Below are 26,257 nucleotides of genomic sequence, written 5' to 3' on the forward strand. Positions count from 1 at the left end.
GAGCCAAATAAAATTCTTAGGAAAGATAAAATGGATTGGAAAAACACCTTTCAGCCGCACGCTCATACGCAAAACGATTCGCTTCCAGAACTGATGATGACACACGTGTCAGACTGGAGTGCAATTACCATGGTAGGCGATGACAAAAAATCGTACCTACAAGGTCAAGTAACGTGCGACGTCGTGACTCTTCCTAATGATGAATCTACATTAGGCGCTCACTGTGATGCAAAAGGAAAGGTATGGAGTATCTTCCGCCTATTCCACCACAACGGTGGTTACGCGCTTATGCAGCCTAAGTCAGCGATTGAAGTTGAGCTCGTAGAAATCAAAAAATACGCGGTCTTCTCTAAAGTCGATATTGAGCAAAGCAGCGATGTGGTTATCGGTGTGATGGGCGCTGCTGCGGATCAGTACATCGACTCTATCTCAGAGAGCCAAGGTAAAGTTCGTGCGATTTCAGGCGGTACAGCTGTTCAAGTTGCTGACAACCGCTGGGCTCTGCTTGTGACAGAACAAGCTGCAGAAGCGTTGGTAACTAACAGCTCTGCGGAGAAAGTTTCAGAGGCGCTATGGCAGTATCATGAAATTATCGATGCTCAGCCTAACCTAACCAAAGCAGAGCAAAATGAACATATCCCTCAGGCGCTAAACCTACAAGCGATTGGTGGCATCAGTTTCACCAAGGGCTGTTACACAGGTCAAGAAACAGTAGCTCGCGCTAAATACCGTGGCATGAACAAACGTGAAATGCGCATTGTTTCAGGCCCAACAGCGGAAGTTTTAACACTAGAAAGCCCTATTGAGCTAGAGCGCAGCGTTGGTGAAAACTGGCGTGGAGCGGGTCAACTGATCAACGTATATCAATTTGCTGACAGCCAAGCAATTGGCCTAATGGTACTACCGAACAACTTAGATGACGATGTTCAGCTGCGTTTGACAGCACAACCCGATCAAATCTGGAAGATCCTGCCACTGCCTTACAGCCTTGACGACGAGTAATTACGTGGAAACAGTGATTACACAATGGCTAGATCAACAGCAGGTGAACTATCGCCTGCTGTTACAAAGTAAGCCAACCACCAGCATCGAGGAAACCGCGCAAGAACGAGGCATCGACCCATCTCAAATGGTGAAATGTATTCTACTCAAAGACATGGGTAATCAGTACGCGCTAGCCTGCACGTCGGGTGATCGCTCAGTCGATCCGAAGAAAGTGCGCTCAATTCTAAATTGCCGCCGCATGACCTGTGTCTCGTTAAGCGATGTAGAGTCTATTACTGGCTTTAAGGCCGGTTGTGTTGGCCCGCTTGCATTAAAGAGGCACATGCCGATCATCTTTGATCCTTCGATCCAGAACAATTCAACGGTGACCATCAGCTCTGGGGATCGAATGGCAGGTATCGCTCTGGATCCCAATGATCTCATGACGCTATGTGCGCCGATCATCGCTGAGATCAGTCGATGATCGGATCAATACAGTGATTGATCGCAAACTCTTTCCCTAGTTTTCACCGGATACATATTTAGTGTGAAGTTCGTCATAAGATAACTAGATTAAAGTTAAATATTTAATCAAAATTAAAGCATAAGTAGTCACAGGTAAAAATCTGCGTTATTGTGAATTTACTGACTAGCCCCTAGGCAAATCAGTACAAGTGAATCCACTGAGTAACATCAGTATCCACTTTTGTGTAATGCATCTGTGACTATTCGCCCGTTTTAGACGGGCTTTTTTTTGTCTTAATTTTACAATTTGATTACACAAACAAAAAAATCCCGCCTATTCTTATACTTGTCACATTTAAGCTGCTTAATACCGAACAGGAAAGTTCACGGCAGTTCACTACTCAGTATTATTTTGGGGAGGAGCTCACGTAAAAATAGATATTTACTGTAGAAAGTGCTTAGAACAGCACAAATATCTAATTAACGTCAACGCTACTGCATATTACTCCATGCTTATCACAATTATTATCTCGGAGTTTTTCTATAATGTGCAGGCTAGGTAAATATAAGGATAATTAAAAATGAGACTGTTTAAGCGCTATACACCGAGTATGATTGCTAAACATGTAAGTCGACTTTTCAAAGGGCGAATCTACATTTACGGCGTAGGGAAATTTGAGTTCGATAACGGCAAGCTAGTGCTGCCAGACCGAGCAGAGAAACGCCACTTTGAAACAGTGAAAGAAATAAATAGTGAAATTATGAAGCTGCGCTGTGCTTACGCATAATCAAATTATCTAGAGAATTCAAAACAAAAAGGGTTGGCTAACGCCAACCCTTTTTTCATACCAATGATTCGAACGAAACTTTGGTGCGAAAAATTGGTACGAAACATTAGAAACAAAGTCACTATCGATGAATCACAGGGGGCTTCGCTAAGTCAGGAAGGTTGCCCGCAAGACCTAAAGCTCGCTTCATGATTTCATCTTTCGCACCAGGAAGTTGACCTGCGAGCTTCATACCGATACCACGAATCAGCTTCTTCGCCGGATTATCGCCTTCAAATAGGTCTTTAAAGCCTTGCATTGATGCAATCATCTTCGCGGCTTCTGCTTTTCTCCAACGCTCATAACCACGTAAGTTACGTTTGGTACCAATGTCCTCGCCCGCAGCCCAGAGCTTTAACAGCTCTTGTGCTAGGCTGGCAGCATCTAACAACCCAAGGTTAACGCCCTGCCCTGCAAGCGGGTGAATGGTATGCGCGGCATCCCCCACCAAAGCCACACGCTCTACGGCGAAGTCTCTCGCGTATCGCATGCGCAGCGGGAAAGCAAAACGCTCGCCAACCACTTCACACAAGCCTAGTTTAGAGTCGAATTCAGCTGTTAGCTGTTTATTAAACTCCGCATCCGACATAGATACGAGCTTCTCGGCACGATTCGGCTCAGTCGACCAAACGATAGAGCTCATGTTACTCGGCTGCATTGGTAAAAATGCCAATGGGCCCTGTGGTGTAAATATTTGACGAGCCACACTATGGTGCGTTTCTGCAGTTTTAACGTTCGCAACAATTGCACTGTGTCCGTAGTCCCAATGTGTTAGAGGGATATCTTGCTGCTTGCGAACCCAAGAATTGGCACCATCTGCGCCTACGACAAGCTTAGCCGTCAGTGCTTGACCATTGTCTAAAGTCAGCCATGCTTCGCTTTCACCAATTGCCATTGTTTTGCACGTTGCTGGCATGTATAGACTGACGTTTTCTTGCTTTTTAACCTGCTCAAGCAACGCCAATTGAATCACACGGTTCTCAACAATATGACCTAAATTAGGCTGCGCTAAACGCGTTGAATCAAATTCAATGCGAGCGAAGCTATCTTGTTCCCACACTTCCATCGCTTGATAAGGTGCAGCACGTCTTTGCTCAATTCCCTGCCACGCACCTAGATTACGCAAAATCACTTCACTAGAACGGCTCAATGCAGAAACACGTACGTCAGGCAGTTCATTAAGCCCTTCGCTTGGTGCCTTGCCTTCAATTACTGCCACTCTCAGATCACTGTCTTTCAAAGCCGCTGCAAGGGCTAAGCCAACCATGCCTCCACCAACAATTGCGATATCAACACTTTGCATCATTATTTATCTACCTTATCTTTCTACTAGGCCAAGCGTATGACGCAAAAGTGGACCTTTAAGTGGTGGAAGGTTATCCATAACAGCTAACCCAAGGTTTCGCCCGATACGAGCGGTTAAAAAGTCATTTGAGAACAGATGTACTAGGCTCGATGTCAGTGTAATCGTCGCCCCTCTGTCCTGTTCTCTACGTTTTCTAAAGTTAACAAGACCAGTGTATCGACCAACATCATCCAACTGAGTACACAACTCTTCGGCTAAAGAAGCCACATCACGAATGCCGAGGTTAAAGCCTTGACCCGCGATCGGGTGAAGAGTTTGAGCGGCATTGCCGACAATCGCAAATCGATGAGAGATATTTTGCTGACGATGACGAAGGATTAGAGGATAGCTCGCACGCTTACCCACCTTCTCTAAACGACCTAGTCGCCAACCAAAATCATTCTGCAGCTGTTCAAGGAACTGGCTGTCATTTAAAGCCATGACTTTGTCAGCTTGTTCTGGCGGTAAGCACCACACTAGCGATAGACGGTTGTCCGTCATTGGTAATAACGCAACTGGCCCATGATGGGTAAAACGCTCAAAGGCGCGACCTTGATGAGGCTCGCTCGCCACAATGTTAGCAATGACAGCTACTTGCTCAAAGTCATGCTCGCTCAACGAAATATTCAGTTGTTGGCAGCAGGTAGAGATCGCTCCGTCAGCAGCAACCAACAACTTAGTAGTAATGGTTTGCCCGCTATTAAGGTCAATGGTCGTCAGTAAATCACTACGCTCAATTTTCGCTACTGAGTCAGGGCACAGCATCGTGATGCTCGATTCAGACTCCAGTTTTTGCTGATAGATTCGACCGACATCCGCCAACTCGACCACATAACCAAGCGCATCAACCGCAAGATCTTCGCTGTAGATATCAGTCATTCCTGCATGCCCGCGATCCGAGACATGAATATCTTTAATCGGAGTTGCTACTGGAGCGATCGATTGCCACAACTGCAATGAACCAAGGATCTGCACTGTGCCATAAGACAAAGCAATAGAACGAGAATCAAACCCAGGGTGAGCTTGATGATCAACCTGATAAGGTTCCACTACCGCAATCGATAGCGAACCTTGGCTTAGGTGATTCAAGGCAAGCGCTAAAGTCGCCCCTGCCATCGCGCCACCAGCAATTACAACATCATACTGAGCCATCATAACCTCAAACTGGCAAACGATTAGTGAATGGTTGGAGCTACATCTTCAGACGGGCGTGCACCAAACTCAGCATGAATGGTTAATGCACACGCTTTTACGTGCTCAATGACGTGCTCTAGAAGTTGCGCTTGCTCTTCTAGATCATCATCTTCATCAATGCCTAGCTTTGCCATCTCTTCAAGATCAGCCAGCGCTTCTTTAGTGCCTTCCGACGCCTTATTTAACTGAGCGCCAACGAGTCCTAAACCAGAGATGAAGTGGTTGATCCAATCAGACACACCGTCAGCTAAATCAAACAGGCTCGCACTTGCGTCTTCGTCAGGCAGTAGCATAGACAATTCCATGCCTGAACCCGTAATCTCACTAGTGGTTACTTTCAATGTAGCTTCCGCTAACGTTAATGCGCGATCCGGCCAACCCATACCTTCGTTGGTGTAATCAAAGATCAGTGGTTGCCAGCTCTTATCTGCTAGGCTTAAGCCTCCGCTTAACATACCCGTTAATAAGCCATGCATCTCAGCAGGGGTTACGGCTAGACTTGCCGATTGAAGTTCAGTCGCAACCGTTAGGTAGTCAGGTAAAGTAGTTTCGCTCATCAGATAGCTCGCTCAGTTATTCTTTATATCGATAGTATAATCGTACCACTTCACCCCAATTCTGGTAAGCATCGATCCCTAGCAATTGAAGGATGACTGACTACCAATTGTTCAATTTGCTGAATTACTGTGTGCTCAAGCTCTCATTTACAAACAGTCACTCTGAAAAGCTTGAATCTTAATAGCGGTTTACCTATAGTTTCTCCCTCAGAGGAGATTGCTTCCTCATCGGTACTTGCACTTTTTGTTTCAAGAAAATAACGAAGAGCAACAGCCTTAAAATAGCGCGTTAAAGAGTTCATCCATCATGAGTAATCAAGCGGTAGACGTTGAAATATTAGGAAAACTGACTCGAGTAAATTGTCCAGCAGGGCAAGAGGAGTCATTGATTGCAGCGGCGGCCGATCTTGATAATCGATTGAAAGAGATGGCTGAACGTACTAAGGTAACTAATGAAGTGAAGCTGCTGACTATCGCAGCTCTGAACATTTGCTATGAATTACAAACCAAGAAGTTTGAAGCAAATGACGAACAAAACGCACTGACCGAGCGAATGGAACAGCTCACAACATCGCTTTCAGATGTTCTCAGTAAGGTTAAGCACGGACAGCAATAGCGTACACAAAATTTACCCTGGAGTGTTTGTCAGAGGATTCACGTCCCCGAGCCGATAAGCAATCCCTAAGGGTTAGTACTTGAGTGCTATTGAGCATGCTCGGCCCGACCGAGAAGCCTACGGTAATCATTGCTGATCCGCCTTGAACTCGCTGGTTCAAGGGCCATCTATTCTCAACGGCACTTTGGGGTATCCCTTCTTATGAAGACGCTCACACGCAGCGAATTTCGCAAACAGATCCGCATCAAACGCAATTCCCTATCTAGCGAACAACAAACTCAATCCAGCATAGACCTAGTTAAGCAGTGCGCTCAACTTGATGATATTCAGTCTGCCCAACATATCGCACTTTATATCTCTATCGATGGTGAGCTTGATACCCAACCTTTAATCGAGTGGTTGTGGGCGCAAGGTAAGCAGACCTATTTACCTGTATTGCACCCCTTCTCTGACGGGCACCTACTGTTTTTGCACTACTCTCCGACAACCCCTACGGTATTAAATAAATACGGCATCGTTGAACCAGAGCTTAATCAAACGTTGGTGAAACCTTGCCATCAACTCGACCTGATTCTTACACCGCTGGTTGGTTTTGACTCTCATGGCCATAGGTTAGGCATGGGTGGTGGCTATTACGATCGTACTCTGGCGAAATGGTTCGAGACAGGACAAGGGGCAACACCAATTGGTTTGGCTCACGATTGCCAACATGTCGATACCCTACCAATTGAAGAGTGGGATGTTCCGTTACCTAAAATCGTGACTCCAAGTAAAACTTGGCAATGGGAAAACAACCGTTAAAGCGCTATAATCGCGCCGCAAACGTTAACCTCGATACTCAAACGTTAACCTCGATACTCAAACGTTAACTTAATACGCGAAAGACTAATTCAAAGCGCAAGATCTTATTCAGGAGAATGGCATGACTCAAGATGAAATGAAAAAAGCAGCTGGTTGGGCAGCACTTAAATATGTTGAAGAAGGCAGCATTGTAGGTGTTGGTACTGGCTCTACAGTAAATCACTTCATCGACGCACTAGGCACAATGAAAGACAAAATCAAAGGTGCAGTTTCAAGCTCTGTTGCTTCAACGCAACGCCTAGAAGAGCTAGAGATCAAAGTGTATGAGTGTAATGATGTTGCTAAGTTAGACATCTATGTTGATGGCGCAGACGAGATCAACCCAACTCGCGACATGATCAAGGGCGGTGGTGCAGCTCTAACTCGTGAAAAAATCGTAGCGGCTATCTCTGATAAATTTGTATGTATTGTTGATGGTACAAAAGCTGTTGATGTACTAGGTAAATTCCCTCTACCGGTAGAAGTTATCCCAATGGCGCGTTCATACGTTGCGCGTGAGCTAGTTAAGCTTGGTGGTGACCCGGTTTACCGTGAAGGTTGTACAACGGATAACGGCAACGTGATCCTAGATGTTTACGGCATGGCGATTGAGAACCCGAAACAACTAGAAGATATCATCAATGGTATCGCTGGTGTGGTAACAGTTGGCCTATTCGCACACCGTGGTGCAGATGTGGTTATCACAGGTACACCTGAAGGTGCAAAAATCGAAGAATAAATAATAGAAGATTGAGTTTTTCTGTTACTTCATTACATACGGTGCCCAAGGGCGCCGTTTTTTTTGCTTTGCACCTGTAAAATTATGTCTTATTCCGTAATTTTCTTACCCAAAACAATTTTTTTTTGTTACTTTATTGTTCAGAAGACGCACAGGGAAAACGTTTGTCTCCTAACAAAGTGGTGAATTTGTTCCCCTTTCAGCCATTTTGTAGCACGTGCGCCGCATTTGCCCAACCTTTCCATTTTAAGGACGAGAACAATGGCCAAAGTTTCACTGGAAAAAGAAAAAATAAAAATTCTACTTCTAGAAGGTCTACATCCTTCTTCAGTAGAAGTACTTCAAGCCGCTGGTTACACAAATATTGAGTACCACAAAGGCTCACTACCTGAAGATGAACTACTTGAAGCAGTTAAAGATGCTCACTTCATCGGTATTCGTTCTCGCACAAACCTTTCCCAAGAAGTGATTGATGCTGCTGAAAAATTGGTTGCTATCGGTTGTTTCTGTATCGGTACTAACCAAGTAAACCTTGAAGCAGCTGCAAGACGTGGCGTACCTGTCTTCAACGCACCATTCTCAAACACTCGAAGCGTTGCTGAGCTAGTTCTTGGTCAGGTTCTATTGCTGCTACGTGGCATCCCAGAAAAGAATGCTCTTGCGCACCGTGGCATTTGGGAAAAGAGTGCAGACAACTCTTACGAAGCTCGTGGTAAGCGTTTAGGTATTATCGGTTACGGTCACATTGGTACTCAGCTGGGTATCATTGCGGAAAACCTAGGTATGCGCGTTTACTTCTACGATATTGAAAACAAGCTTTCACTGGGTAACGCAACGCAAATTCACACCATGACTGAACTGTTGAACAAGTGTGACGTGATCTCACTACATATTCCAGAGACAAACGAAACCAAGAACATGATGGGTAAAGAAGAGTTCGATCGTATGAAGCCGGGCGCAATCTTTATCAACGCTGCGCGTGGTACTGTGGTAGATATCCCAGCTCTGTGTGGCGCTCTAGATTCTGGTCACTTAGGTGGTGCGGCGATTGACGTATTCCCAACCGAACCAAAAACCAATGCTGACCCATTTGAGTCACCATTGATGCAGTTCGATAACGTGATTCTAACTCCACACGTTGGTGGTTCTACTCAAGAAGCTCAAGAGAACATCGGTGTAGAAGTGGCAGGGAAACTGGCGAAATACTCTGATAACGGTTCAACGCTATCAAGTGTTAACTTCCCAGAGGTATCGCTACCATTGCATACGGGCACATCTCGCCTATTGCACATTCACCAGAACCGTCCAGGCATTCTGACTCAAATCAACACCATCTTCGCAGAAGAAGGCATCAACATCGCAGGTCAGTACCTACAGACTGCCGCTGATATGGGTTACGTAGTGATCGATGTTGAGGCAGACCGCTCTGAAGAAGCACTGCTAAAACTAAAAGAGATCGAAGGCACTATCCGTGCTCGTCTACTTCACTAATCATCGAATTCGATATTAGAAAAACAAAAAGGCTCTCATTGCGAGAGCCTTTTTAGTATTCGGCCTATGGTAGGCAATTAGATCATGATGATCTAATTACTCTTCAAGCTGATAGATCACATTCACACGATCACGAATGGTGATCGTTGAATCTTCATAAGAGTTCGACTCCGTTCTCGCATCCATCGCCATAGAACGCATTAGTACCGGCTGAGAAGACTGTGCGTTGTAATCAACACGCCACACGCCTCCAAGCTCACGCTCAAAACCAGTCGCTAATGATTTAGCTTTTGCTCTTGCGTCTTTGATTGCTTCTAAACGCGCTTGCTCTTGATATTTCGCTTGGTCACGCACTTGCAATTGGATGTTATCGATCTGATTAATCCCTTGAGCAATGGCAATGTCCATATACTCATTAAGATTCGACAAATCCTTAACTTCAACCGTCACATTACGCGAAGCTCGGTAACCGACTAACTCCGGCCTACCGTCTTTCGGGTAGTGATATTGAGGCGCTAGGTACAGGTTAGAGCTATGAACACTCGCCTCATCAACCCCAGCTTTATGCAGCTTATTAAGGAAGCTCGTCACCACTTTATCAACGGTGATCTTTGCTTGCTCTGCGGTCATCGTTGACTCTACAACTCTGACTGAAAATGTCGCCATATCTGGCGTCGCCACCACTTCACCGTAACCGGTCGTCGAAATGTGTGGAAAAGATGGCGAATTAGCCAGTGCTGTGAAACTTACAGCACTCAGAGCAGCTGTAAGAGTAAGAGAGGTTGCTAACATCTTTGGTACAAACTTCATGGGGGGAGACCTATGCTAAACAAATGTCTTTTCATCATAGAGTAATTTGCCGTTTATCCAATCTAGACGCCGCACTTCTAACAGAACTTTGACGCTGAAAAAACCACCAGCTTACTGTGGTAAATGTTCGTGAGCAAAACTCAAAATCGCTTGTGAGATCTCTTTAAGTACCCCACTTTCAAGCTGCCAATGGTGCCAGTAAATCCGATAGGACAATAAAAAACCGGGCGTAATATCAATCAACGAACCTGATTCTAGCTCCTCGATGATCTGTAACCTTGGAATCAAACAGTAGGCAACACCCGACAATGCCAAACGCACAAATGCTTCAGAGCTGCCAACTGTATGGTTGATGACACTATCTCTAGGCACGTTAAAGTGATCATGCAGAAACTTCTTATGAAGGTCATCATATTGATCATAAGACACTGCTGGAGCTTTTCTCAATGTGGTGTAGTTGACCCCTTCCGAGAAGTAACGTTTATGAAAGTCTGGACTCGCCACACACACATAATCCATACGACCAAGGTAGTCGGCACTGCAACCTGGAATCGCTTGAGACTCCAAACTAATTGCACCTGCAACTTCACCACTTTTTATCTTCTCTATGGTTCTCGATTCACCATGGATAGCGAGGTTCAATTCCACTTGGCGCGACTTCATCACATCCGACAAAGCTGGCAGTAACCAAGTTGCTAAGCTATCCGCGTTGGTAGCAATAGATATTGATAGAGGTTGATTACCATCTTCATTCATCAGCTCGGGAACCAGTTCATGCTCCAGCAAACGGACTCGGCGATATAAGCCTAGTAACTTTTTACCAGCCGGGGTTGGCCTAGGTGGATTTTCCCTTACCAAGGCTGGTTGAGCGAGCCACTTTTCTAGCTGTTTAATGCGCTGCGATACTGCTGATTGGGAGATATATAACTGCTCTGCAGCCCTTTCGAAGCTACGTTGTTTCACCACAGCATCCAGCGCTTCTATCCACTTATAATCCAATCCACGCATCAATTTGCTTCCTTTTTAAGCTAACTCACCCCCCACATTAGCAACTCTAATAATAGATTAAAATCATTAATTATACTTATTTTAAGGGTCGGAGTATCTTCGCCATATAGCACGTAAATATCGTTAAATAAGTGGAGGTTAAAATGAGTTTTTGGGTTTTATTACAAGGTTTTGGTCTAGGGGCAAGCATGATTATCCCTATTGGCGCTCAGAATGCGTACGTCCTAAATCAAGGGATAAAACGCAATCACCATTTAACCACAGCAACAATTTGTAGCTTGCTCGACACCCTATTTATCTCGCTAGGCATTTTTGGTGGTGGCGCTATCTTGTCGCAAAATGAAGTCCTGCTCACTTCAGTGACACTAGGTGGTATCGCTTTCCTGACTGTCTATGGTTTGTTGTCACTGCGGAGTGCTTTTAAAGCACCATCAGACAAGGAATCAAAAGGTGAAATATTGGCTCGTGGTAAACGTACTGTCATCCTAGGAGCATTGGCAGTTACAGTATTAAACCCACACCTCTATTTGGATACTGTTGTGATTCTTGGTTCCATCGGTGGGCAATTTGAAGGCAATGATAGAATCGCGTTTGCTATCGGGACCATCTTGGCATCATTTGTTTGGTTTTACTCGCTCTCACTGGGTGCTGCAAAACTTGGTCCAACGCTATCTAAACCAAGTGTTAAGAAAGGGATTGATATCGCTGTTGCGACCATGATGTTTGCTATCGCAGCGGTACTCGCCAATGGACTTATTGAGCAGTATTGGTAGAAGTCGTTTGAAAATATAAGCTCCAAGAAAAAAGGCGGATAACCTAAGTTATCCGCCTTTTTATTCAACTTGTCGAAGCTTTATTAGCCCTCAACTTTGTTCATGTGAACATCCATTTGTGGGAATGGGATTTCGATACCTTCTTTATCCAAGCCTTCTTTGATTGCTTGCATTAGGTCGAAGTAAACATTCCAGTACTCAGCAGTGCTAACCCATGGGCGAACCACGAAGTTAACTGAAGAGTCAGCTAGCGTGTGAACACCAACTTGAACACCAGGTTCTTTCAATACACGCTCGTCAGATTCACAGATCTTAGTCAAAAGTTCTTTGGTCTTTTGTAGATCTGCACCGTAAGAAACACCGATCATTAGGTCGATACGACGTGTCGCATGACGAGAGTAGTTAGTGATTGGGCTGCCGATAACGCTGCCGTTTGGTACGACAACCATTTTGTTATCAGGCGTTGTTAGAACCGTTTGGAAGATTTGAATCGAATCAACTGAACCTGCAACACCGCCAATTTCTACGTAATCACCAGATTTAAATGGGCGGAATGCAACGATAAGTACGCCTGCTGCAAAGTTCGATAGTGAGCCTTGTAGTGCAAGACCAACGGCTAAACCAGCGGCACCAATTACCGCAACGACAGACGCAGTTTGAACACCAAGGCGACCAAGAGCTGCAATCAGAACGATAACAAACAACAAGTAACGAACTAAACCATGGATGAACTCAACAACCGCTCGGTCCATCTTTTTCTTCTGAAGAACCTTAGCCACACTGTTCGCTACAGCTTTTACGATTAGGTTACCAATAAACAGAATAACCAGCGCAGATATAATGTTTACCCCGTACTGAATAAACAAATCTGAGTTATCCGTTAACCACTGTTCTGCGTTTGAAAGACCATCCACAAGCGGGGTCTCAATCGCTGTAGAACTCTCAGCCATAATGTGCATCCTCTATGTAATATGCTATGAGCTAAACTGCCTTAAACCAAGCCTTACCATTTAACCGCCACCTTTAGTTTATGTAATTAAATCATAACGTTAACGTAAAAACTTGCTAAGTCCTTTTTACGAAACAGAGTGTCTACCCCTGTTTTTCGGCACGATATCCTATCTTTGACAGATTGCAAAGTCATATTTATGTAAGCCTTTGAATAAACGAAGCTTACGCATAAACACAAATACCGATAACTAAAAGACTACGAAATTTATTCACCACACGCTAGGTTTTTCACATAAATAATACAACTTTTTATCAGACATAAAAAAACCCGCTCAATGAGCGGGTTTTTAAAACTTAGAGAGTACTTAATTCAAAGAATTATAGTACGTCTACAGCGTTAAGGTCAGCGAATGCTTTCTCAAGACGAGTAACCATAGAAGCTTGACCAGCACGTAGCCATACGCGTGGATCGTAGTACTTCTTGTTTGGTGCATCTTCACCAGTTGGGTTACCGATTTGACCTTGTAGGTAGTCACGGTTTTCCGCTTCGTATGCACGGATACCATCCCATGTAGCCCACTGAGTATCAGTATCGATGTTCATTTTGATAACACCGTAGCCGATAGACTCTTGGATTTCTGCTTCAGTAGAACCAGAACCACCGTGGAATACGAAGTTTAGAGCGTTAGGTGCAATACCAAACTTCTCTGCACAGTATGCTTGAGAGTCACGTAGGATAGTTGGAGTTAGAACAACGTTACCTGGCTTGTATACACCGTGTACGTTACCGAAAGATGCAGCGATAGTGAAACGTGGGCTAACAGCGCTTAGTTTCTCGTATGCGTAAGCAACGTCTTCTGGAGAAGTGTAAAGCTCAGATGCATCCATATCAGAGTTATCAACGCCGTCTTCTTCACCACCAGTACAACCAAGTTCGATCTCGATTGTCATGTTCATTTTAGCCATGCGCTCTAGGTACTTAGCACATGTTTCGATGTTCTCTTCTAGAGACTCTTCAGAAAGGTCTAGCATGTGAGAAGAGAATAGAGGCTTACCAGTTTGAGCGAAGAACTCTTCACCAGCGTCTAGTAGACCGTCGATCCATGGAAGTAGTTTCTTAGCAGCGTGGTCAGTGTGTAGAATAACTGGAACACCGTAAGCTTCAGCTACAGCGTGTACGTATTTAGCACCAGCTACAGCACCAAGGATTTGTGCACCTTGACCTTCAAGTTTAACGCCTTTACCTGCGAAGAATGCAGCGCCACCGTTAGAGAACTGAACAACTACTGGAGATTTAACTTTAGCAGCTGCTTCTAGTACTGCGTTTACAGAGTCAGTACCAACAACGTTTACAGCAGGAAGAGCAAATTTGTTTTCTTTTGCTACTTCAAATACTTTCTGTACGTCATCGCCAGAAATCACACCAGGTTTTACAAAATCGAAGATCTTAGACATGGAAATAGTCCTATTTATTCTATCGTTTTAAGATTAAAAAACTTAAGTTTAAAAACTTGCAATCGTTTGCTCACAACTTATGCCATTCTAGCAAAAAAGTGTGATATGCAGCAAACGTTAAAAGGCGAGATTCGCATCTCGCCTTTCTAAATCAATTATGCTTTAGCACGCTCTTCAAGCATTGCTACTGCAGGAAGTACTTTACCTTCAACGAACTCAAGGAAAGCGCCGCCGCCAGTAGAGATGTAAGAAACGTCAGCTTTGATACCGAACTTGTCGATAGCTGCTAGCGTGTCACCACCACCTGCTACAGAGAAACCTGCAGACTCAGCGATTGCTTTAGAAATACCAGCAGTACCCGCTTCGAAGTTCTTGAATTCGAATACGCCCACAGGGCCGTTCCAAAGGATAGTTTTTGCGTTGCCGATGATTTCAGCTAGAGCAGCAGTTGAATCTGGACCTAGGTCGAAGATCATGTCGTCGTCTGCAACTTCAGAAACGTGCTTGATTTCAGCTTCTGCGTTCTCGTCGAATGCTTTCGCACATGCAACGTCAGTTGCTACTGGAATAGCACACTCTTTCATTAGTTTTTGAGCAGTTTCAACTAGGTCTGCTTCGTATAGAGACTTACCTACGTTGTGGCCTTCAGCAGCGATGAACGTGTTCGCGATACCACCACCAACAACAAGTTGGTCAGCAACTTTAGATAGAGACTCAAGAACAGTTAGCTTAGTAGAAACTTTAGAACCACCAACGATAGCAACTAGTGGACGCTCTGGGTTGTCCATTGCTTTACCTAGTGCTTCTAGTTCAGCAGCAAGAAGAGGGCCAGCACATGCTACAGGAGCGTGAGTACCAACACCGTGAGTAGATGCTTGTGCACGGTGAGCCGTACCGAATGCATCCATTACGAAGATGTCACATAGAGATGCGTATGCTTTAGATAGCTCTTCTTCGTTCTTCTTTTCGCCTTTGTTGAAGCGAACGTTTTCTAGAACAACTAGTTCACCAGCATTTAGCTCTAGGCCGTTTAGGTAGTCTTTAGCTAGTTTAACTTCGCAGTCTAGTGCGTCGTTTAGGTAGTTAACTACAGGAGCTAGAGAGAACTCTTCGTTGTACTCGCCTTCAGTAGGACGACCAAGGTGAGAAGTAACCATTACTTTTGCACCAGCTTCTAGACAAAGCTTGATAGTTGGTAGAGATGCTAGGATACGTGCATCTGAAGTTACTTTACCGTCTTTTACTGGTACGTTTAGGTCAGCACGGATAAATACGCGTTTACCTGCAAGTTCCAGGTCAGTCATCTTGATCACAGACATGATTTGTCCTCTCAAATTTAAATAAAAATAAAGTTTGGAAACTCAGCAACCCTGCTAAGCCTATAAATTATTCAACTGGTAGTTCTTTAACTACTAGTAATATGTGGACTCTCGTTATTTATTTCAAGCTAAAAAATAAATAATCCGCACATTTGCTCCTAGGTCTTACTTCTTGCCTTCAGAAGCTTGCATTGCAAGAACCGTATCTAGCATTCGGTTCGCAAAGCCCCATTCGTTATCACACCACACTAGCATTTTCACTAAGTGGCCATTGCTCACTCGAGTTTGTGAACCATCAACAATTGCGCTATGGGGATCGTGATTAAAGTCGATGGAAACAAGCGGCGCTTCAGTATAGTCAACTATATTGTGTAATGTACACTGGGATGCATTAACAATGGTTTGATTTACGTCATTAACTTTCACATTTGTATTAATTGTGACACTTAAATCCATCGCTGTTACGTTTACCGTCGGTACACGCACAGATATTGCTTCGAACTTGTTAGAAAATTTCGGGAAGATTCTTTCAATACCTTTATGCAATTTGGTATCGACAGGAATAATGGATTGGCTTGCTGCACGAGTACGGCGAAGATCGCTGTGGTAAGCATCAATAACTTGCTGATCATTCATTGAAGAGTGAATGGTCGTGATGGTGCCTGACTCGATGCCAAAGGCTTCATCAAGAACCTTAATGATAGGCACGATACAGTTAGTAGTACATGAACCGTTAGAAACGATTCTGTGGTCAGCTTCGATAGTATCGTGATTCACGCCGTAGATAATGGTGTTGTCTAAGTCGTTAGCACCCGGGTGAGAAAACAGCACCTTTTTAGCGCCAGCCGCAATATGTGCTAGACCATCAGCTCGACAGCCGTAAACACCGGTACAATCGAGAACGATGTCCACTTCTAGGTCGCGCCAAGGCAACAACTCGATATCAGCAAGGTGCAAAATACGAATCGTATCGAAGTCACCTTTGTCTTCCGCACCGAGGCCATGATGGACATAGATGTGCTCTTGGTCGTTAGAGATCTTCTTACCGAAGCGACCGTGACTGGTATCGTACTGTAATAGGTGAGCCATAGCGTCAGGCTGAGCCAGCTCATTGACAGCTACTACTTTGATTTGTTGGCTTTTGCCACTTTCGTAAACAGCGCGTAATACGTTACGCCCTATTCGTCCAAATCCGTTTATCGCGACTTTTAGCATAGTTCCGTACATCTAACCAAAATTTCGTGCAACAGATAATAACTGAATCCTACCCAAAAGGCATTAGTTGAATAACCCCGTTGATTTAAGACAGGTTAATCTGTTGCTAGTAGAGATAAGCCTAGAAGAAAACGAATCCCAAATACAAAAAAACCGAGCTCAGCGCTCGGTTTTTCTTGCATTTCACTGTTAGCTCGAGGCTAACAATCAATGATTAAGCAAGAAGCTCTTTTGCTGTGTTTACTACGTTTTCAGTAGTGAAACCGAACATCTTGAATAGCTCACCAGCAGGTGCAGATTCGCCGAATGTTGTCATACCGATGATCTTGCCACCGAAGCCAACGTACTTGTACCAGAAGTCAGCGATGCCAGCTTCTACAGCGATACGAGCTGTTACGTCAGATGGAAGTACAGATTCACGGTACTCAGCATCTTGCTTATCGAATGCGTCAGTTGCAGGCATAGATACTACACGTACTTTCTTGCCTTCAGCTGTCAGTTCAGCCGCAGCGTTAACCGCTAGCTCAACTTCAGAACCTGTAGCGATAAGGATTAGCTCTGGCTTGCCTTCACAATCTTTTAGGATGTAACCACCCTTCGCGATGTTCGCTACTTGCTCTTCGCTACGCTCTTGCTGTGCAAGGTTTTGACGAGAGAAGATTAGAGACGTTGGACCGTCTTTACGTTCGATAGCCAGTTTCCAAGCTACTGCAGACTCAACTTGGTCACATGGACGCCATGTGCTCATGTTTGGAGTTAGACGTAGAGAAGCCATTTGCTCAACTGGTTGGTGAGTTGGGCCATCTTCGCCAAGACCGATAGAGTCGTGCGTGTAAACTTGAATGTTCTGAACTTTCATCAGAGCAGCCATACGCATTGCATTACGAGCGTATTCCATAAACATTAGGAAAGTAGCGCCGTATGGCACGAAACCACCGTGCAGAGCGATACCGTTCATGATAGCCGTCATACCGAATTCACGTACACCGTAGTGGATGTAGTTACCAGAGAAGTCATTTGCTTCTAGAGACTTAGAACCAGACCACATTGTTAGGTTAGAAGGTGCTAGGTCAGCAGAGCCGCCCATGAATTCTGGAAGCATTTGACCGAACGCCTCTAGAGCATTTTGAGATGCTTTACGTGAAGCGATGTTTGCAGGGTTAGCTTGAAGGTCAGCAATGATTGCGTTTGCTTTCTCTTCCCACTGTGCTGGAAGCTCACCGTTAGTACGACGTTTGAATTCTGCTGCTAGCTCAGGGTAAGCCGCTGCGTATGCGTCAAACTTCGCGTTCCATGCCGCTTCTTTTGCTGCGCCCGCTTCTTTCGCATTCCACTCAGCAGCGATATCTGCAGGGATCTCGAAAGGACCGTGTTCCCAACCAAGCGCCGCTTTAGTTGCTGTAATTTCATCAGCGCCTAATGGAGCACCGTGGCAGTCGTGTGTACCCGCTTTGTTTGGAGAACCAAAACCGATGATAGTTTTAGTACAGATAAGTGACGGACGAGGGTCAGCTTTAGCCGCTTCGATAGCTGCGTTGATTGCTTCAGGATCGTGACCGTCTACTGCTGGAATTACGTGCCAGCCGTATGCTTCAAAACGCTTAGGTGTATCGTCAGAGAACCAACCTTCCACTTCGCCATCGATAGAGATACCGTTGTCATCCCAGAAAGCAACCAGCTTACCAAGACCTAGCGTACCAGCTAGTGAACATGCTTCGTGAGAGATACCTTCCATCAGACAGCCATCACCCATGAATGCATAAGTGTAGTGGTCTACGATGTCGTGGCCTTCTTTGTTGAACTGTGCAGCCAGTGCTTTCTCTGCCATTGCCATACCAACAGCGTTAGTGATGCCTTGACCTAGAGGACCCGTCGTTGTCTCGATACCAGGAGCGTAACCGTACTCTGGGTGACCAGGAGTCTTAGAGTGCAGTTGACGGAAGTTTTTCAGATCTTCAATTGAAAGCTCGTAGCCTGCAAGGTGAAGCAGAGAGTAAATCAACATTGAACCATGGCCGTTAGACAGGATAAAACGGTCGCGGTCAGCCCACTCTGGGTTTGCTGGGTTGTGGTTCAAGTGGCCACGCCAAAGAACTTCAGCGATGTCAGCCATACCCATAGGTGCGCCTGGGTGGCCTGAATTTGCTTGTTGAACACCGTCCATGCTAAGTGCGCGGATTGCATTGGCTAGATCTTTACGAGAAGGCATGTCTGCTCCTGGATACATAAGCGATTTAAAAAAGAGATAGTGCTAATGTTTTCATTTTAATTAGCGCGGGTATTCTCTCAAACGAATATTGCGACTGCAAACGTTTTACTGGCATTTTAACGGTCATTTTTCGCAATTTTCGAACATTTACATCACTTGTCAGCCGCTTATCTCAACCAACACGCAAACGTTTAGTTATGGCATATCATAAAAAAGAGCTTGTAATTCGACCGCTGGAATTTAGAATAGACGTCTAGATGTAGAAACACCTACAAAATATACTGTATTTAATGGCGGCGCTTCCTAGCTTGCGACGCCATGAACTATTTACACCAAAAACTAAAAGTGGAGCTCTCATGGCTAAGCACCTATTCACTTCTGAATCTGTTTCAGAAGGTCATCCAGATAAAATTGCAGACCAAATCTCTGATGCTGTTCTTGATGCCATCTTAGAACAAGATCCAAAAGCACGTGTTGCTTGTGAGACTTACGTAAAAACCGGCATGGTTATGGTTGGCGGTGAAGTAACAACTTCTGCATGGGTTGATATCGAAGAGATCACTCGTGAAACCGTTCGTGAAATTGGTTACGTTCACTCTGATATGGGCTTTGACGCTGACTCTTGTGCCGTTCTAAACACAATTGGTAAGCAGTCTCCAGACATCAACCAAGGTGTTGATAAAGCAGACCCGAAAGAGCAAGGCGCAGGCGACCAAGGCATCATGTTTGGTTACGCGACTAACGAAACTGAAATCCTAATGCCAGCTCCAATCACTTACTCTCACCTTCTTGTTAAAAAGCAAGCTGAAGTACGTAAGAGCGGCAAGCTAGACTTCCTTCGTCCAGATGCGAAATCTCAGGTTACTTTCCAGTACGACCAAGGTAAGATCGTTGGTATCGATGCTGTTGTTCTTTCTACTCAACACTGTGATTCAGTAACAACACCTGACCTACGTGAAGCGGTAATGGAAGAGATCATCAAGCCAGTACTTCCTTCAGAGTGGATCAACAAAGACACTAACTTCTTCATCAACCCAACAGGCCGTTTCGTAATCGGTGGCCCAATGGGTGACTGTGGTCTAACTGGTCGTAAGATCATCGTTGATACCTACGGCGGCGCAGCTCGTCACGGTGGCGGTGCATTCTCTGGTAAAGATCCATCAAAGGTTGACCGTTCTGCAGCTTACGCAGCACGCTACGTTGCGAAAAACATCGTTGCCGCTGGTATGGCTGACCGTTGTGAGATTCAACTGTCTTACGCTATCGGTGTTGCTGATCCAACATCAATCATGGTTGAAACGTTCGGTACTGAGAAAGTAGCGCACGAAATCATCATTGAAGCAGTTCGTCAAAACTTCGACCTACGTCCATACGGTCTTCAAGAGATGCTGAACCTTCTTCAGCCTATCTACAAGCAGACTGCAGCATACGGTCACTTCGGTCGTGAAGAGTTCCCTTGGGAAGCGACTGACAAAGCAGCAATCCTTGCTGACTTCGCTGGCCTAAAATAATTTAGCCACTGCGATTTGTTTCTTTAAAGCCCTTACTGCTTAGTAAGGGCTTTATTTTTATGTACTTACCGAACCTTCACTAGCTACTTCTTTCTCTAACGCCCTTCTTTACCGTTAACCACTAAGTATAAAAAGCCGCTGATAATTTGTGTTTTCTAACACTACTGACAATAGTTAAGGTAACTCCTAAGCGATCAAGCTCACATTTAACTTAAATTAATTCAGTCTGATAACGCTCGTTAAATGCACGCTAGAACAAAAACTGGGATGACAATGAGCAATTTAGCTCAACACCATAACTCTCACACAAGCCACACCGATGAGCCTTATGGAATTATAACTAGGACGTTATTTAACTAGGGGGATCTATGCCTCGTACCGCGCACCCATCCGAACTGAACGATAAAAAACACAAGGTCAGCGATAAGGATTACGCTCGCACCATTCCTTGCAACCAAATCAGTATTTCCGCACCCTTTCATTGGTTGTCGCTTGCTCTGCATGACTTAGTAAGAATGCCATTAATCAGCGCATTTTACGGTTTGTGCTTTATGGGAGCGGCAATCGCCATTGTTCAACTTGTCCAATGGCAAGGAACACACTTGGTGGTGATGCCAAGCTTAATTGTGTACATGCTGATAGGACCTTTTCTTGCTCTGGGCTTGTATGACGCAGCCTGGGAAAGAGAAAAAGGGCACAACGCCAGCCTATTCCATTCAATGAAAGCCATTACTCGCAACTCGACTCACCAGTGGGCCTTTGCGATTGTATTAATGGTCGCGATGATATTCTGGATGCGTATCGCCGCTCTATTGCACGCTTTGTATCCATCTGTACAAGGCGCACCATTAGCAGAGTTTGCGCCCTTCTTGATCACGGGTTCTGTCATTGGATTTGTTATCGCCAGCCTAATCTTCAGCATCTCGGCATTTTCTATTCCATTGATGATGGAGAGACGCGTGGATGTGATGAGCGCAATCTTCACCAGCTTCAATGCCGTGAAATCCAACATCCCTGCAATGGTGGTGTGGGCAAGTATTATTTGTGCCGGTATTCTGGTGGGCTTTGCAACCTACGGCATTGGTATGATCGTCACCATGCCGCTACTTGGTTATGGTACATGGCATGCTTATCACGAAATCATCAAGAAAAAACATCACGTCTAAATAGTCGCCAGACTAACGAGCAATGTTATGATGAGACCTCAGCTACAGTGCTGAGGTCTTTTTTTGGAGTTAACAAAGTTTGTCTTACACCCCGCAACAGCACAGAGCAAATAAGAAACTGGCCGAATGCCTAGCTATCGCCAACCAGCATTTCTCTCGTGAATTTCCCTCCCCAACGATCACTTACAAGCTAAGAGGCAAAGCGGCGGGAAAAGCCTACCTTCAACTCAATGAGATTAAACTCAATCCGGTTCTATTCACCGAAAACGAAGACGCCTTCATCAACGAGGTATTACCCCATGAGCTTGCACACCTGATCACTCACCAAGTGTTTGGGCGAGTGAGACCTCATGGAAATGAATGGAAATACGTAATGGAAAAGGTATTCAACGTGCCAGCCAAAACAACTCATAGCTTTGAGGTTTCCTCTGTGCAAGGAAAGACCTTTGAGTATCGCTGTGCCTGCACGGTTTACTCACTTTCCATAAGACGCCATAACAAGGTATTGCGTAACCAATCAAGCTATCGCTGCCAACAGTGCAATCAAACCTTATCCTTCACAGGCACACAACTCAGCTAGTGCTCTCAACCGGCGCTAGCTTTCTTTTATAGCGTTCTCCCTCTCCAATTTAGAAAACTGTACTCAATAGAGTTAGTGATAGAAATGTAATGGAGAAATCCATCCTTTGAGTGCTAGACTGATGTTTATCATACTTTTATCAGTCTTTTTCTATGCAAAAAATCACTCCCAAAGCATTTGGCCTATCAGTGTCTTTTTACTTAACGATAGTATTTGGCCTACTGGTAACCCAAAGCGTTTCTGCCGCTCCGCCCAGTTCATTTTCCAAAGCCAAAAAAGAAGCGGTGAAGATTTACCTTGATCACCCAACGTCATTTTATTGTGGCTGTGACATAACATGGAAAGACAAAAAGAAAGGCATTCCAGACCTTGATGGCTGTGGCTATCAAGTGCGAAAGCAGCAAAAACGTGCCAGTCGAATTGAGTGGGAACATGTGGTTCCCGCTTGGCAATTCGGCCACCAGCGTCAATGCTGGCAAGATGGCGGGCGTAAAAACTGTACCCGCAATGATAAAGTATTCAAATCCATGGAAGCCGATCTTCACAACTTGACGCCGGCGATTGGTGAGGTTAACGGAGATCGCTCCAACTACAATTTCAGCCAGTGGAATGGTATGGATGGAGTAAGTTATGGTCAGTGTGAAATGCAGGTCAACTTCAAGCAACGTAAAGTAATGCCGCCAGACAGAGCGAAAGGCTCTATCGCACGAACTTATCTGTACATGAGCCAAGAGTACGGTTTTAAGCTATCGAAACAACAAACCAACCTGATGATGGCCTGGAATAAACAGTTCCCTGTCAACGAATGGGAATGTACTCGTGATGAGCGTATCTTTGCCATTCAAGGGAATCACAACCCGTTTGTTTACCAAGCTTGCAAATAACACTTATTGCATCACAGCAACATTCAACAGAGTAGTCTCACCCAAGAGTTTCAGAATTGCCCCTGAAACTCTTGCTCTACCCTTGTTTTTTCAACTAAAAGCATCCATGTTAGGCAGAGACAAAATACCCTAATGACACTATTTATAGGTTTACCAGCATGAGAATCCCTCGTATCCATCACCCTGAACTCATTCACCAGTTAGGTTCACTCGCTTTAGGCGAAGATGCCGCGGGTCATGTTGGTCGTGTCCTTCGTATGAAAGAAGGTCAAGAAGTTCTTCTTTTTGATGGCAGCGGCGCTGAATTTCCAGCGACAATCACTGAAGTATCAAAGAAGAATGTCACTGTTGACGTGACTGAGCGTATCGAGCGCAGCAGTGAATCTCCATTAGACTTACACTTGGGACAAGTGATCTCACGTGGTGACAAAATGGAGTTCACGATCCAAAAGTCGGTAGAGCTTGGTGTAAACACCATCACACCTCTGATTTCAGAACGCTGCGGCGTTAAACTGGATGCTAAACGCTTCGAGAAAAAACTCGCCCAGTGGCAAAAAATTGCTATCGCAGCATGTGAACAGTGCGGTCGTAATACAGTTCCAGTGATTCGCCCTATCATGCAACTTGAAGAGTGGTGTAGCGAACCTAGTGAAGCATTAAAGCTGAACCTGCACCCTCGCGCAAAATACTCAATTAATACCCTTCCAGAACCTATCAGTAAGGTACGCCTATTGATCGGCCCTGAAGGTGGCTTGTCTGCTGAAGAGATCGGCATGACAGAACAATACAAATTTGAAGAGACGCTACTCGGCCCACGTGTACTTCGTACCGAAACAGCAGCTCTAACCGCAATTACTGCCTTACAAGTCCGTTTTGGCGATCTAGGCTAGGAGAAAAAAATGATCAAACTTGGCATCGTAATGGATCCAATTTCATCCATTAACATCAAAAAAGACTCTAGCTTTGCCATGATGCTTGAAGCTCAGCGTCGTGGTTACGAAATCCATTACATGGAAATGAATGATCTACACTTAGATCAAGGCGTAGCGATTGCAGACACTAAAGTCGTTGAGCTAAAAGAAGATCCAAATGGCTGGTATGAATTCAAGTCAGAGCAAACTATCGCGCTATCTGATTTAGATGCAGTGCTGATGCGTAAAGATCCTCCGTTTGATACTGAGTACATCTACGCAACCTACATTCTTGAGCGTGCTGAAGAAAATGGCGCACTGATCGTAAACAAACCACAAAGCCTACGTGACTGTAACGAGAAGCTATTCACAGCGTGGTTCCCTGAGCTAACACCAACTACTATCGTGACTCGTAAAGCGGAGAAAATTAAAGAATTCCGCGAGAAGCATGGTGATGTGATCCTTAAGCCACTTGATGGTATGGGTGGTGCATCGATCTTCCGCGTAAAAGAAGGCGATCCAAACGTATCAGTGATTATCGAGACACTGACTAACCATGGCCAAAACTACGCGATGGCACAAACTTTTGTTCCTGACATCAGCAACGGTGACAAGCGTATTCTTGTAGTTGATGGCGAACCAATGCCTTACTGTCTAGCTCGTATTCCAGCTAAAGGCGAAACTCGAGGTAACCTTGCAGCTGGCGGTACTGGTGAAGCGCGTCCTCTCAGTGACACAGACTGGGCGATCGCAAGAGCCGTTGCTCCTGCGCTAAAAGAAAAAGGTCTAATCTTCGTTGGCCTAGACGTTATCGGTGATAAGCTAACTGAAATCAACGTAACAAGCCCTACATGTATCCGCGAAATTGAAGCCGCTTTCGATATCTCGGTAACGGGCAAGTTAATGGATGCAATTGAGCGTCGCGTTAACGCAAAATAACCTAAGCTAAAAGAAAGCCCTAGCGCTTCACACATACGTCTTAGGGATAGAATGAGCGGCTTTACGCCGCTCTTTTCCTTTATTGGTGACACACTGGCAGGAGGCTCTATGAACCTAACGAACCACTTTTTGGTCGCTATGCCCGGGATGAAAGATCCGTACTTTCAAAACTCGGTAATCTACCTCTGTGAACACAACGAGGAAGGTGCGATGGGGTTAATGATAAACGCTCCTATCGATGTCACTGTCGGCAGTATGCTTAAACAAGTTGAGGTTGAGTCTGAACAACCAAAACAGAATCAAGCTAGCCTCGATAAGCCAGTATTAAATGGTGGACCGGTTGCTGAAGACCGTGGGTTTATTCTGCACAAACCTAAAGGCAGCTATCAATCAAGCATCAGCATGACCGACCAAATCTCGGTAACGACCTCAAAAGATATTTTAATGGTGTTAGGCACTGAAGATGAGCCGATGCACTACTTGGTCGCCCTTGGCTATGCAGGTTGGGAACCCGGCCAACTAGAAACCGAGCTAACGGAAAACTCATGGTTAACCGTTGAAGCGGACCCGAAAGTCATCTTTGATACGCCAATTTCAGAGCGCTGGAAAGTTGCGGTACAAATGTTAGGTATCAACGCCGCGCAGCTTTCGTCTGACGCTGGTCACGCCTAACCTCAAAACAGAAACACTCAAACACAGATAAATTTGGAAGCCCCATGTCACGAACAATTATGGCATTTGATTACGGTACAAAAAGTATCGGCAGCGCGATTGGACAAGAAATCACTGGCACAGCAAGCCCTTTAAAAGCGTTTAAAGCTAAAGACGGTATCCCGAACTGGGACGACATCGAAAAACAGATTAAAGAGTGGCAACCAAATCTTATCGTCGTCGGGCTACCTACCGATCTTCACGGTCGTGACCTAGAAACCATCACGCCTAGAGCTAAAAAGTTTGCTAACCGCTTAAAAGGCCGTTTTGGTGTTGATGTTGAGCTGCATGACGAAAGGTTATCGACCGCCGAAGCAAGAGCCGACCTCTTTGACATGGGTGGCTACAAAGCATTAAGTAAAGGGAATGTCGATAACCAGTCCGCAGTTGTCATTCTCGAAAGCTGGTTTGAAGCACAATATTCTTAACGAAAATTAAGTGAGCAAAAAGCAATCTAATTTGTGATCCCGCACGAATTTCGCGCCGTAAAGACGGTGCAATTCATTAATAGGTAAGTGGGAGTTCACATGAAAATTTATCTAGCAATCTTCGCCGCTCTAGCTATAACTGCATGTAGTTCAATGGGTGGTGGTTCAGCAGGTTACGATGGTCAGCAATATCCAACAAAAATCAAATTAGAGAAAGAGCGCGGTTACTCAGGTGACAACGGCAGATTTGCTAATCACTAGCTATACAGTTCTAAAAAACCCGCTGCAGAGCGGGTTTTTATTTATACAAAGCAAGATTCCTATAGACG

Annotated in this window: 27 protein-coding genes and 1 other RNA gene; 18 read left to right on the forward strand and 10 right to left on the reverse strand. The window is 44.9% G+C overall.

Annotated features, from left to right (window positions below; translation table 11 throughout):
* The first annotated feature begins 30 nt into the window (after positions 1–30).
* The 3 genes from ygfZ to L1D55_RS02545 all read left to right on the forward strand — a co-directional run bounded on the left by ygfZ (position 31) and on the right by L1D55_RS02545 (position 2,237).
* Complete coding sequence (gene ygfZ, locus L1D55_RS02535) at positions 31–1,002, forward strand: tRNA-modifying protein YgfZ (RefSeq protein WP_239916409.1); 972 nt, start codon at positions 31–33, stop codon at positions 1,000–1,002.
* A gap of 4 nt (positions 1,003–1,006) precedes the next feature.
* The gene (locus L1D55_RS02540; protein ID WP_239916410.1) at positions 1,007–1,468 is read left to right on the forward strand and encodes a YbaK/EbsC family protein; all 462 of its coding nucleotides are present in this window, start codon (positions 1,007–1,009) and stop codon (positions 1,466–1,468) included.
* Positions 1,469–2,030: 562 nt separating this feature from the next.
* On the forward strand, positions 2,031–2,237 hold the full coding sequence (locus L1D55_RS02545; RefSeq protein WP_004739018.1) for a DUF1107 domain-containing protein: 207 nt from the start codon (positions 2,031–2,033) through the stop codon (positions 2,235–2,237).
* Between the two features lie 121 nt (positions 2,238–2,358).
* Here L1D55_RS02545 and L1D55_RS02550 read toward each other — a convergent pair whose 3' ends face one another.
* Genes L1D55_RS02550 through L1D55_RS02560 form a run of 3 tightly spaced genes read right to left on the reverse strand, consistent with a single transcriptional unit; the run spans position 2,359 to position 5,372 of the window.
* Positions 2,359–3,582 (reverse strand): FAD-dependent 2-octaprenylphenol hydroxylase, encoded by a 1,224-nt coding sequence (locus L1D55_RS02550; protein WP_137408544.1) that lies wholly within the window; start codon positions 3,580–3,582, stop codon positions 2,359–2,361.
* A 12-nt stretch (positions 3,583–3,594) separates the two neighbouring features.
* A complete protein-coding gene (gene ubiH, locus L1D55_RS02555) occupies positions 3,595–4,773 on the reverse strand; it encodes a 2-octaprenyl-6-methoxyphenyl hydroxylase (RefSeq protein WP_239916411.1) in 1,179 nt (392 codons plus the stop codon).
* 23 nt (positions 4,774–4,796) lie between these two features.
* Positions 4,797–5,372 (reverse strand): YecA family protein, encoded by a 576-nt coding sequence (locus L1D55_RS02560; protein ID WP_004739012.1) that lies wholly within the window; start codon positions 5,370–5,372, stop codon positions 4,797–4,799.
* 307 nt (positions 5,373–5,679) lie between these two features.
* Between L1D55_RS02560 and zapA the strand changes: the two genes are divergently transcribed.
* The 5 genes from zapA (at position 5,680) to serA (ending at position 9,058) form a co-directional block, all read left to right on the forward strand.
* Positions 5,680–5,988 carry a cell division protein ZapA gene (gene zapA, locus L1D55_RS02565; RefSeq protein WP_004739010.1) on the forward strand — a complete coding sequence of 103 codons (309 nt, stop codon included), beginning with the start codon at positions 5,680–5,682 and terminating at the stop codon, positions 5,986–5,988.
* A gap of 11 nt (positions 5,989–5,999) precedes the next feature.
* Positions 6,000–6,183, forward strand: a non-coding RNA gene (gene ssrS / locus L1D55_RS02570) — 6S RNA.
* Between the two features lie 6 nt (positions 6,184–6,189).
* Entirely contained in the window at positions 6,190–6,789 is a 600-nt protein-coding gene (locus L1D55_RS02575) for a 5-formyltetrahydrofolate cyclo-ligase (protein ID WP_239916412.1), read from the forward strand.
* A gap of 121 nt (positions 6,790–6,910) precedes the next feature.
* Positions 6,911–7,567 (forward strand): ribose-5-phosphate isomerase RpiA, encoded by a 657-nt coding sequence (rpiA, locus tag L1D55_RS02580; RefSeq protein ID WP_004739007.1) that lies wholly within the window; start codon positions 6,911–6,913, stop codon positions 7,565–7,567.
* A gap of 261 nt (positions 7,568–7,828) precedes the next feature.
* A complete protein-coding gene (gene serA / locus L1D55_RS02585) occupies positions 7,829–9,058 on the forward strand; it encodes a phosphoglycerate dehydrogenase (RefSeq protein ID WP_239916413.1) in 1,230 nt (409 codons plus the stop codon).
* Between the two features lie 96 nt (positions 9,059–9,154).
* On the opposite strand, the gene L1D55_RS02590 is transcribed toward serA, so the two are convergent.
* Both L1D55_RS02590 and L1D55_RS02595 read right to left on the reverse strand, forming a co-directional pair.
* Positions 9,155–9,868, reverse strand: a complete 714-nt coding sequence (locus L1D55_RS02590; protein ID WP_239916414.1) for an oxidative stress defense protein — start codon at positions 9,866–9,868, stop codon at positions 9,155–9,157.
* A 111-nt stretch (positions 9,869–9,979) separates the two neighbouring features.
* Entirely contained in the window at positions 9,980–10,876 is an 897-nt protein-coding gene (locus L1D55_RS02595) for a LysR family transcriptional regulator ArgP (protein WP_239916415.1), read from the reverse strand.
* 143 nt (positions 10,877–11,019) lie between these two features.
* On the opposite strand from L1D55_RS02595, the gene L1D55_RS02600 reads away from it, so the two are divergent.
* Positions 11,020–11,649, forward strand: a complete 630-nt coding sequence (locus L1D55_RS02600) for a LysE/ArgO family amino acid transporter (protein WP_008223979.1) — start codon at positions 11,020–11,022, stop codon at positions 11,647–11,649.
* Positions 11,650–11,732: 83 nt separating this feature from the next.
* Here the strand turns inward: L1D55_RS02600 and mscS are convergent, their stop codons facing one another.
* From mscS to tkt, 5 genes are all read right to left on the reverse strand, one after another.
* Positions 11,733–12,599, reverse strand: coding sequence for a small-conductance mechanosensitive channel MscS (gene mscS, locus L1D55_RS02605; protein ID WP_128159390.1), 867 nt, complete (start codon positions 12,597–12,599; stop codon positions 11,733–11,735).
* A 379-nt stretch (positions 12,600–12,978) separates the two neighbouring features.
* Complete coding sequence (gene fbaA, locus L1D55_RS02610) at positions 12,979–14,055, reverse strand: class II fructose-bisphosphate aldolase (protein WP_032549831.1); 1,077 nt, start codon at positions 14,053–14,055, stop codon at positions 12,979–12,981.
* Between the two features lie 155 nt (positions 14,056–14,210).
* The gene (locus L1D55_RS02615; RefSeq protein WP_063524064.1) at positions 14,211–15,374 is read right to left on the reverse strand and encodes a phosphoglycerate kinase; all 1,164 of its coding nucleotides are present in this window, start codon (positions 15,372–15,374) and stop codon (positions 14,211–14,213) included.
* A 165-nt stretch (positions 15,375–15,539) separates the two neighbouring features.
* On the reverse strand, positions 15,540–16,589 hold the full coding sequence (epd, locus tag L1D55_RS02620) for an erythrose-4-phosphate dehydrogenase (RefSeq protein WP_105025625.1): 1,050 nt from the start codon (positions 16,587–16,589) through the stop codon (positions 15,540–15,542).
* Positions 16,590–16,803: 214 nt separating this feature from the next.
* Complete coding sequence (gene tkt / locus L1D55_RS02625; protein WP_239916416.1) at positions 16,804–18,798, reverse strand: transketolase; 1,995 nt, start codon at positions 18,796–18,798, stop codon at positions 16,804–16,806.
* Between the two features lie 356 nt (positions 18,799–19,154).
* Between tkt and metK the strand changes: the two genes are divergently transcribed.
* From metK to L1D55_RS02670, 9 genes are all read left to right on the forward strand, one after another.
* A complete protein-coding gene (gene metK / locus L1D55_RS02630) occupies positions 19,155–20,309 on the forward strand; it encodes a methionine adenosyltransferase (RefSeq protein WP_004738986.1) in 1,155 nt (384 codons plus the stop codon).
* A gap of 368 nt (positions 20,310–20,677) precedes the next feature.
* Positions 20,678–21,475: a DUF2189 domain-containing protein gene (locus tag L1D55_RS02635; protein ID WP_239916417.1), complete on the forward strand. Its 798-nt coding sequence runs from the start codon at positions 20,678–20,680 to the stop codon at positions 21,473–21,475.
* Positions 21,476–21,554: 79 nt separating this feature from the next.
* Positions 21,555–22,055, forward strand: coding sequence for a SprT family zinc-dependent metalloprotease (locus L1D55_RS02640; protein WP_239916418.1), 501 nt, complete (start codon positions 21,555–21,557; stop codon positions 22,053–22,055).
* Positions 22,056–22,207: 152 nt separating this feature from the next.
* On the forward strand, positions 22,208–22,939 hold the full coding sequence (locus L1D55_RS02645; RefSeq protein WP_239916419.1) for an endonuclease: 732 nt from the start codon (positions 22,208–22,210) through the stop codon (positions 22,937–22,939).
* A gap of 158 nt (positions 22,940–23,097) precedes the next feature.
* Complete coding sequence (rsmE, locus tag L1D55_RS02650; RefSeq protein ID WP_128159380.1) at positions 23,098–23,829, forward strand: 16S rRNA (uracil(1498)-N(3))-methyltransferase; 732 nt, start codon at positions 23,098–23,100, stop codon at positions 23,827–23,829.
* Between the two features lie 9 nt (positions 23,830–23,838).
* Complete coding sequence (gene gshB / locus L1D55_RS02655) at positions 23,839–24,789, forward strand: glutathione synthase (RefSeq protein WP_102424750.1); 951 nt, start codon at positions 23,839–23,841, stop codon at positions 24,787–24,789.
* A 108-nt stretch (positions 24,790–24,897) separates the two neighbouring features.
* Entirely contained in the window at positions 24,898–25,461 is a 564-nt protein-coding gene (locus L1D55_RS02660; RefSeq protein WP_239916420.1) for a YqgE/AlgH family protein, read from the forward strand.
* Positions 25,462–25,505: 44 nt separating this feature from the next.
* Entirely contained in the window at positions 25,506–25,928 is a 423-nt protein-coding gene (gene ruvX / locus L1D55_RS02665) for a Holliday junction resolvase RuvX (RefSeq protein ID WP_004738973.1), read from the forward strand.
* A gap of 99 nt (positions 25,929–26,027) precedes the next feature.
* Positions 26,028–26,189, forward strand: a complete 162-nt coding sequence (locus L1D55_RS02670) for a hypothetical protein (protein ID WP_239916421.1) — start codon at positions 26,028–26,030, stop codon at positions 26,187–26,189.
* The last annotated feature ends 68 nt before the right edge of the window (positions 26,190–26,257 follow it).

The sequence above is a fragment of the Vibrio sp. Isolate22 genome, assembly GCF_022398115.1.
GTDB lineage: Bacteria > Pseudomonadota > Gammaproteobacteria > Enterobacterales > Vibrionaceae > Vibrio.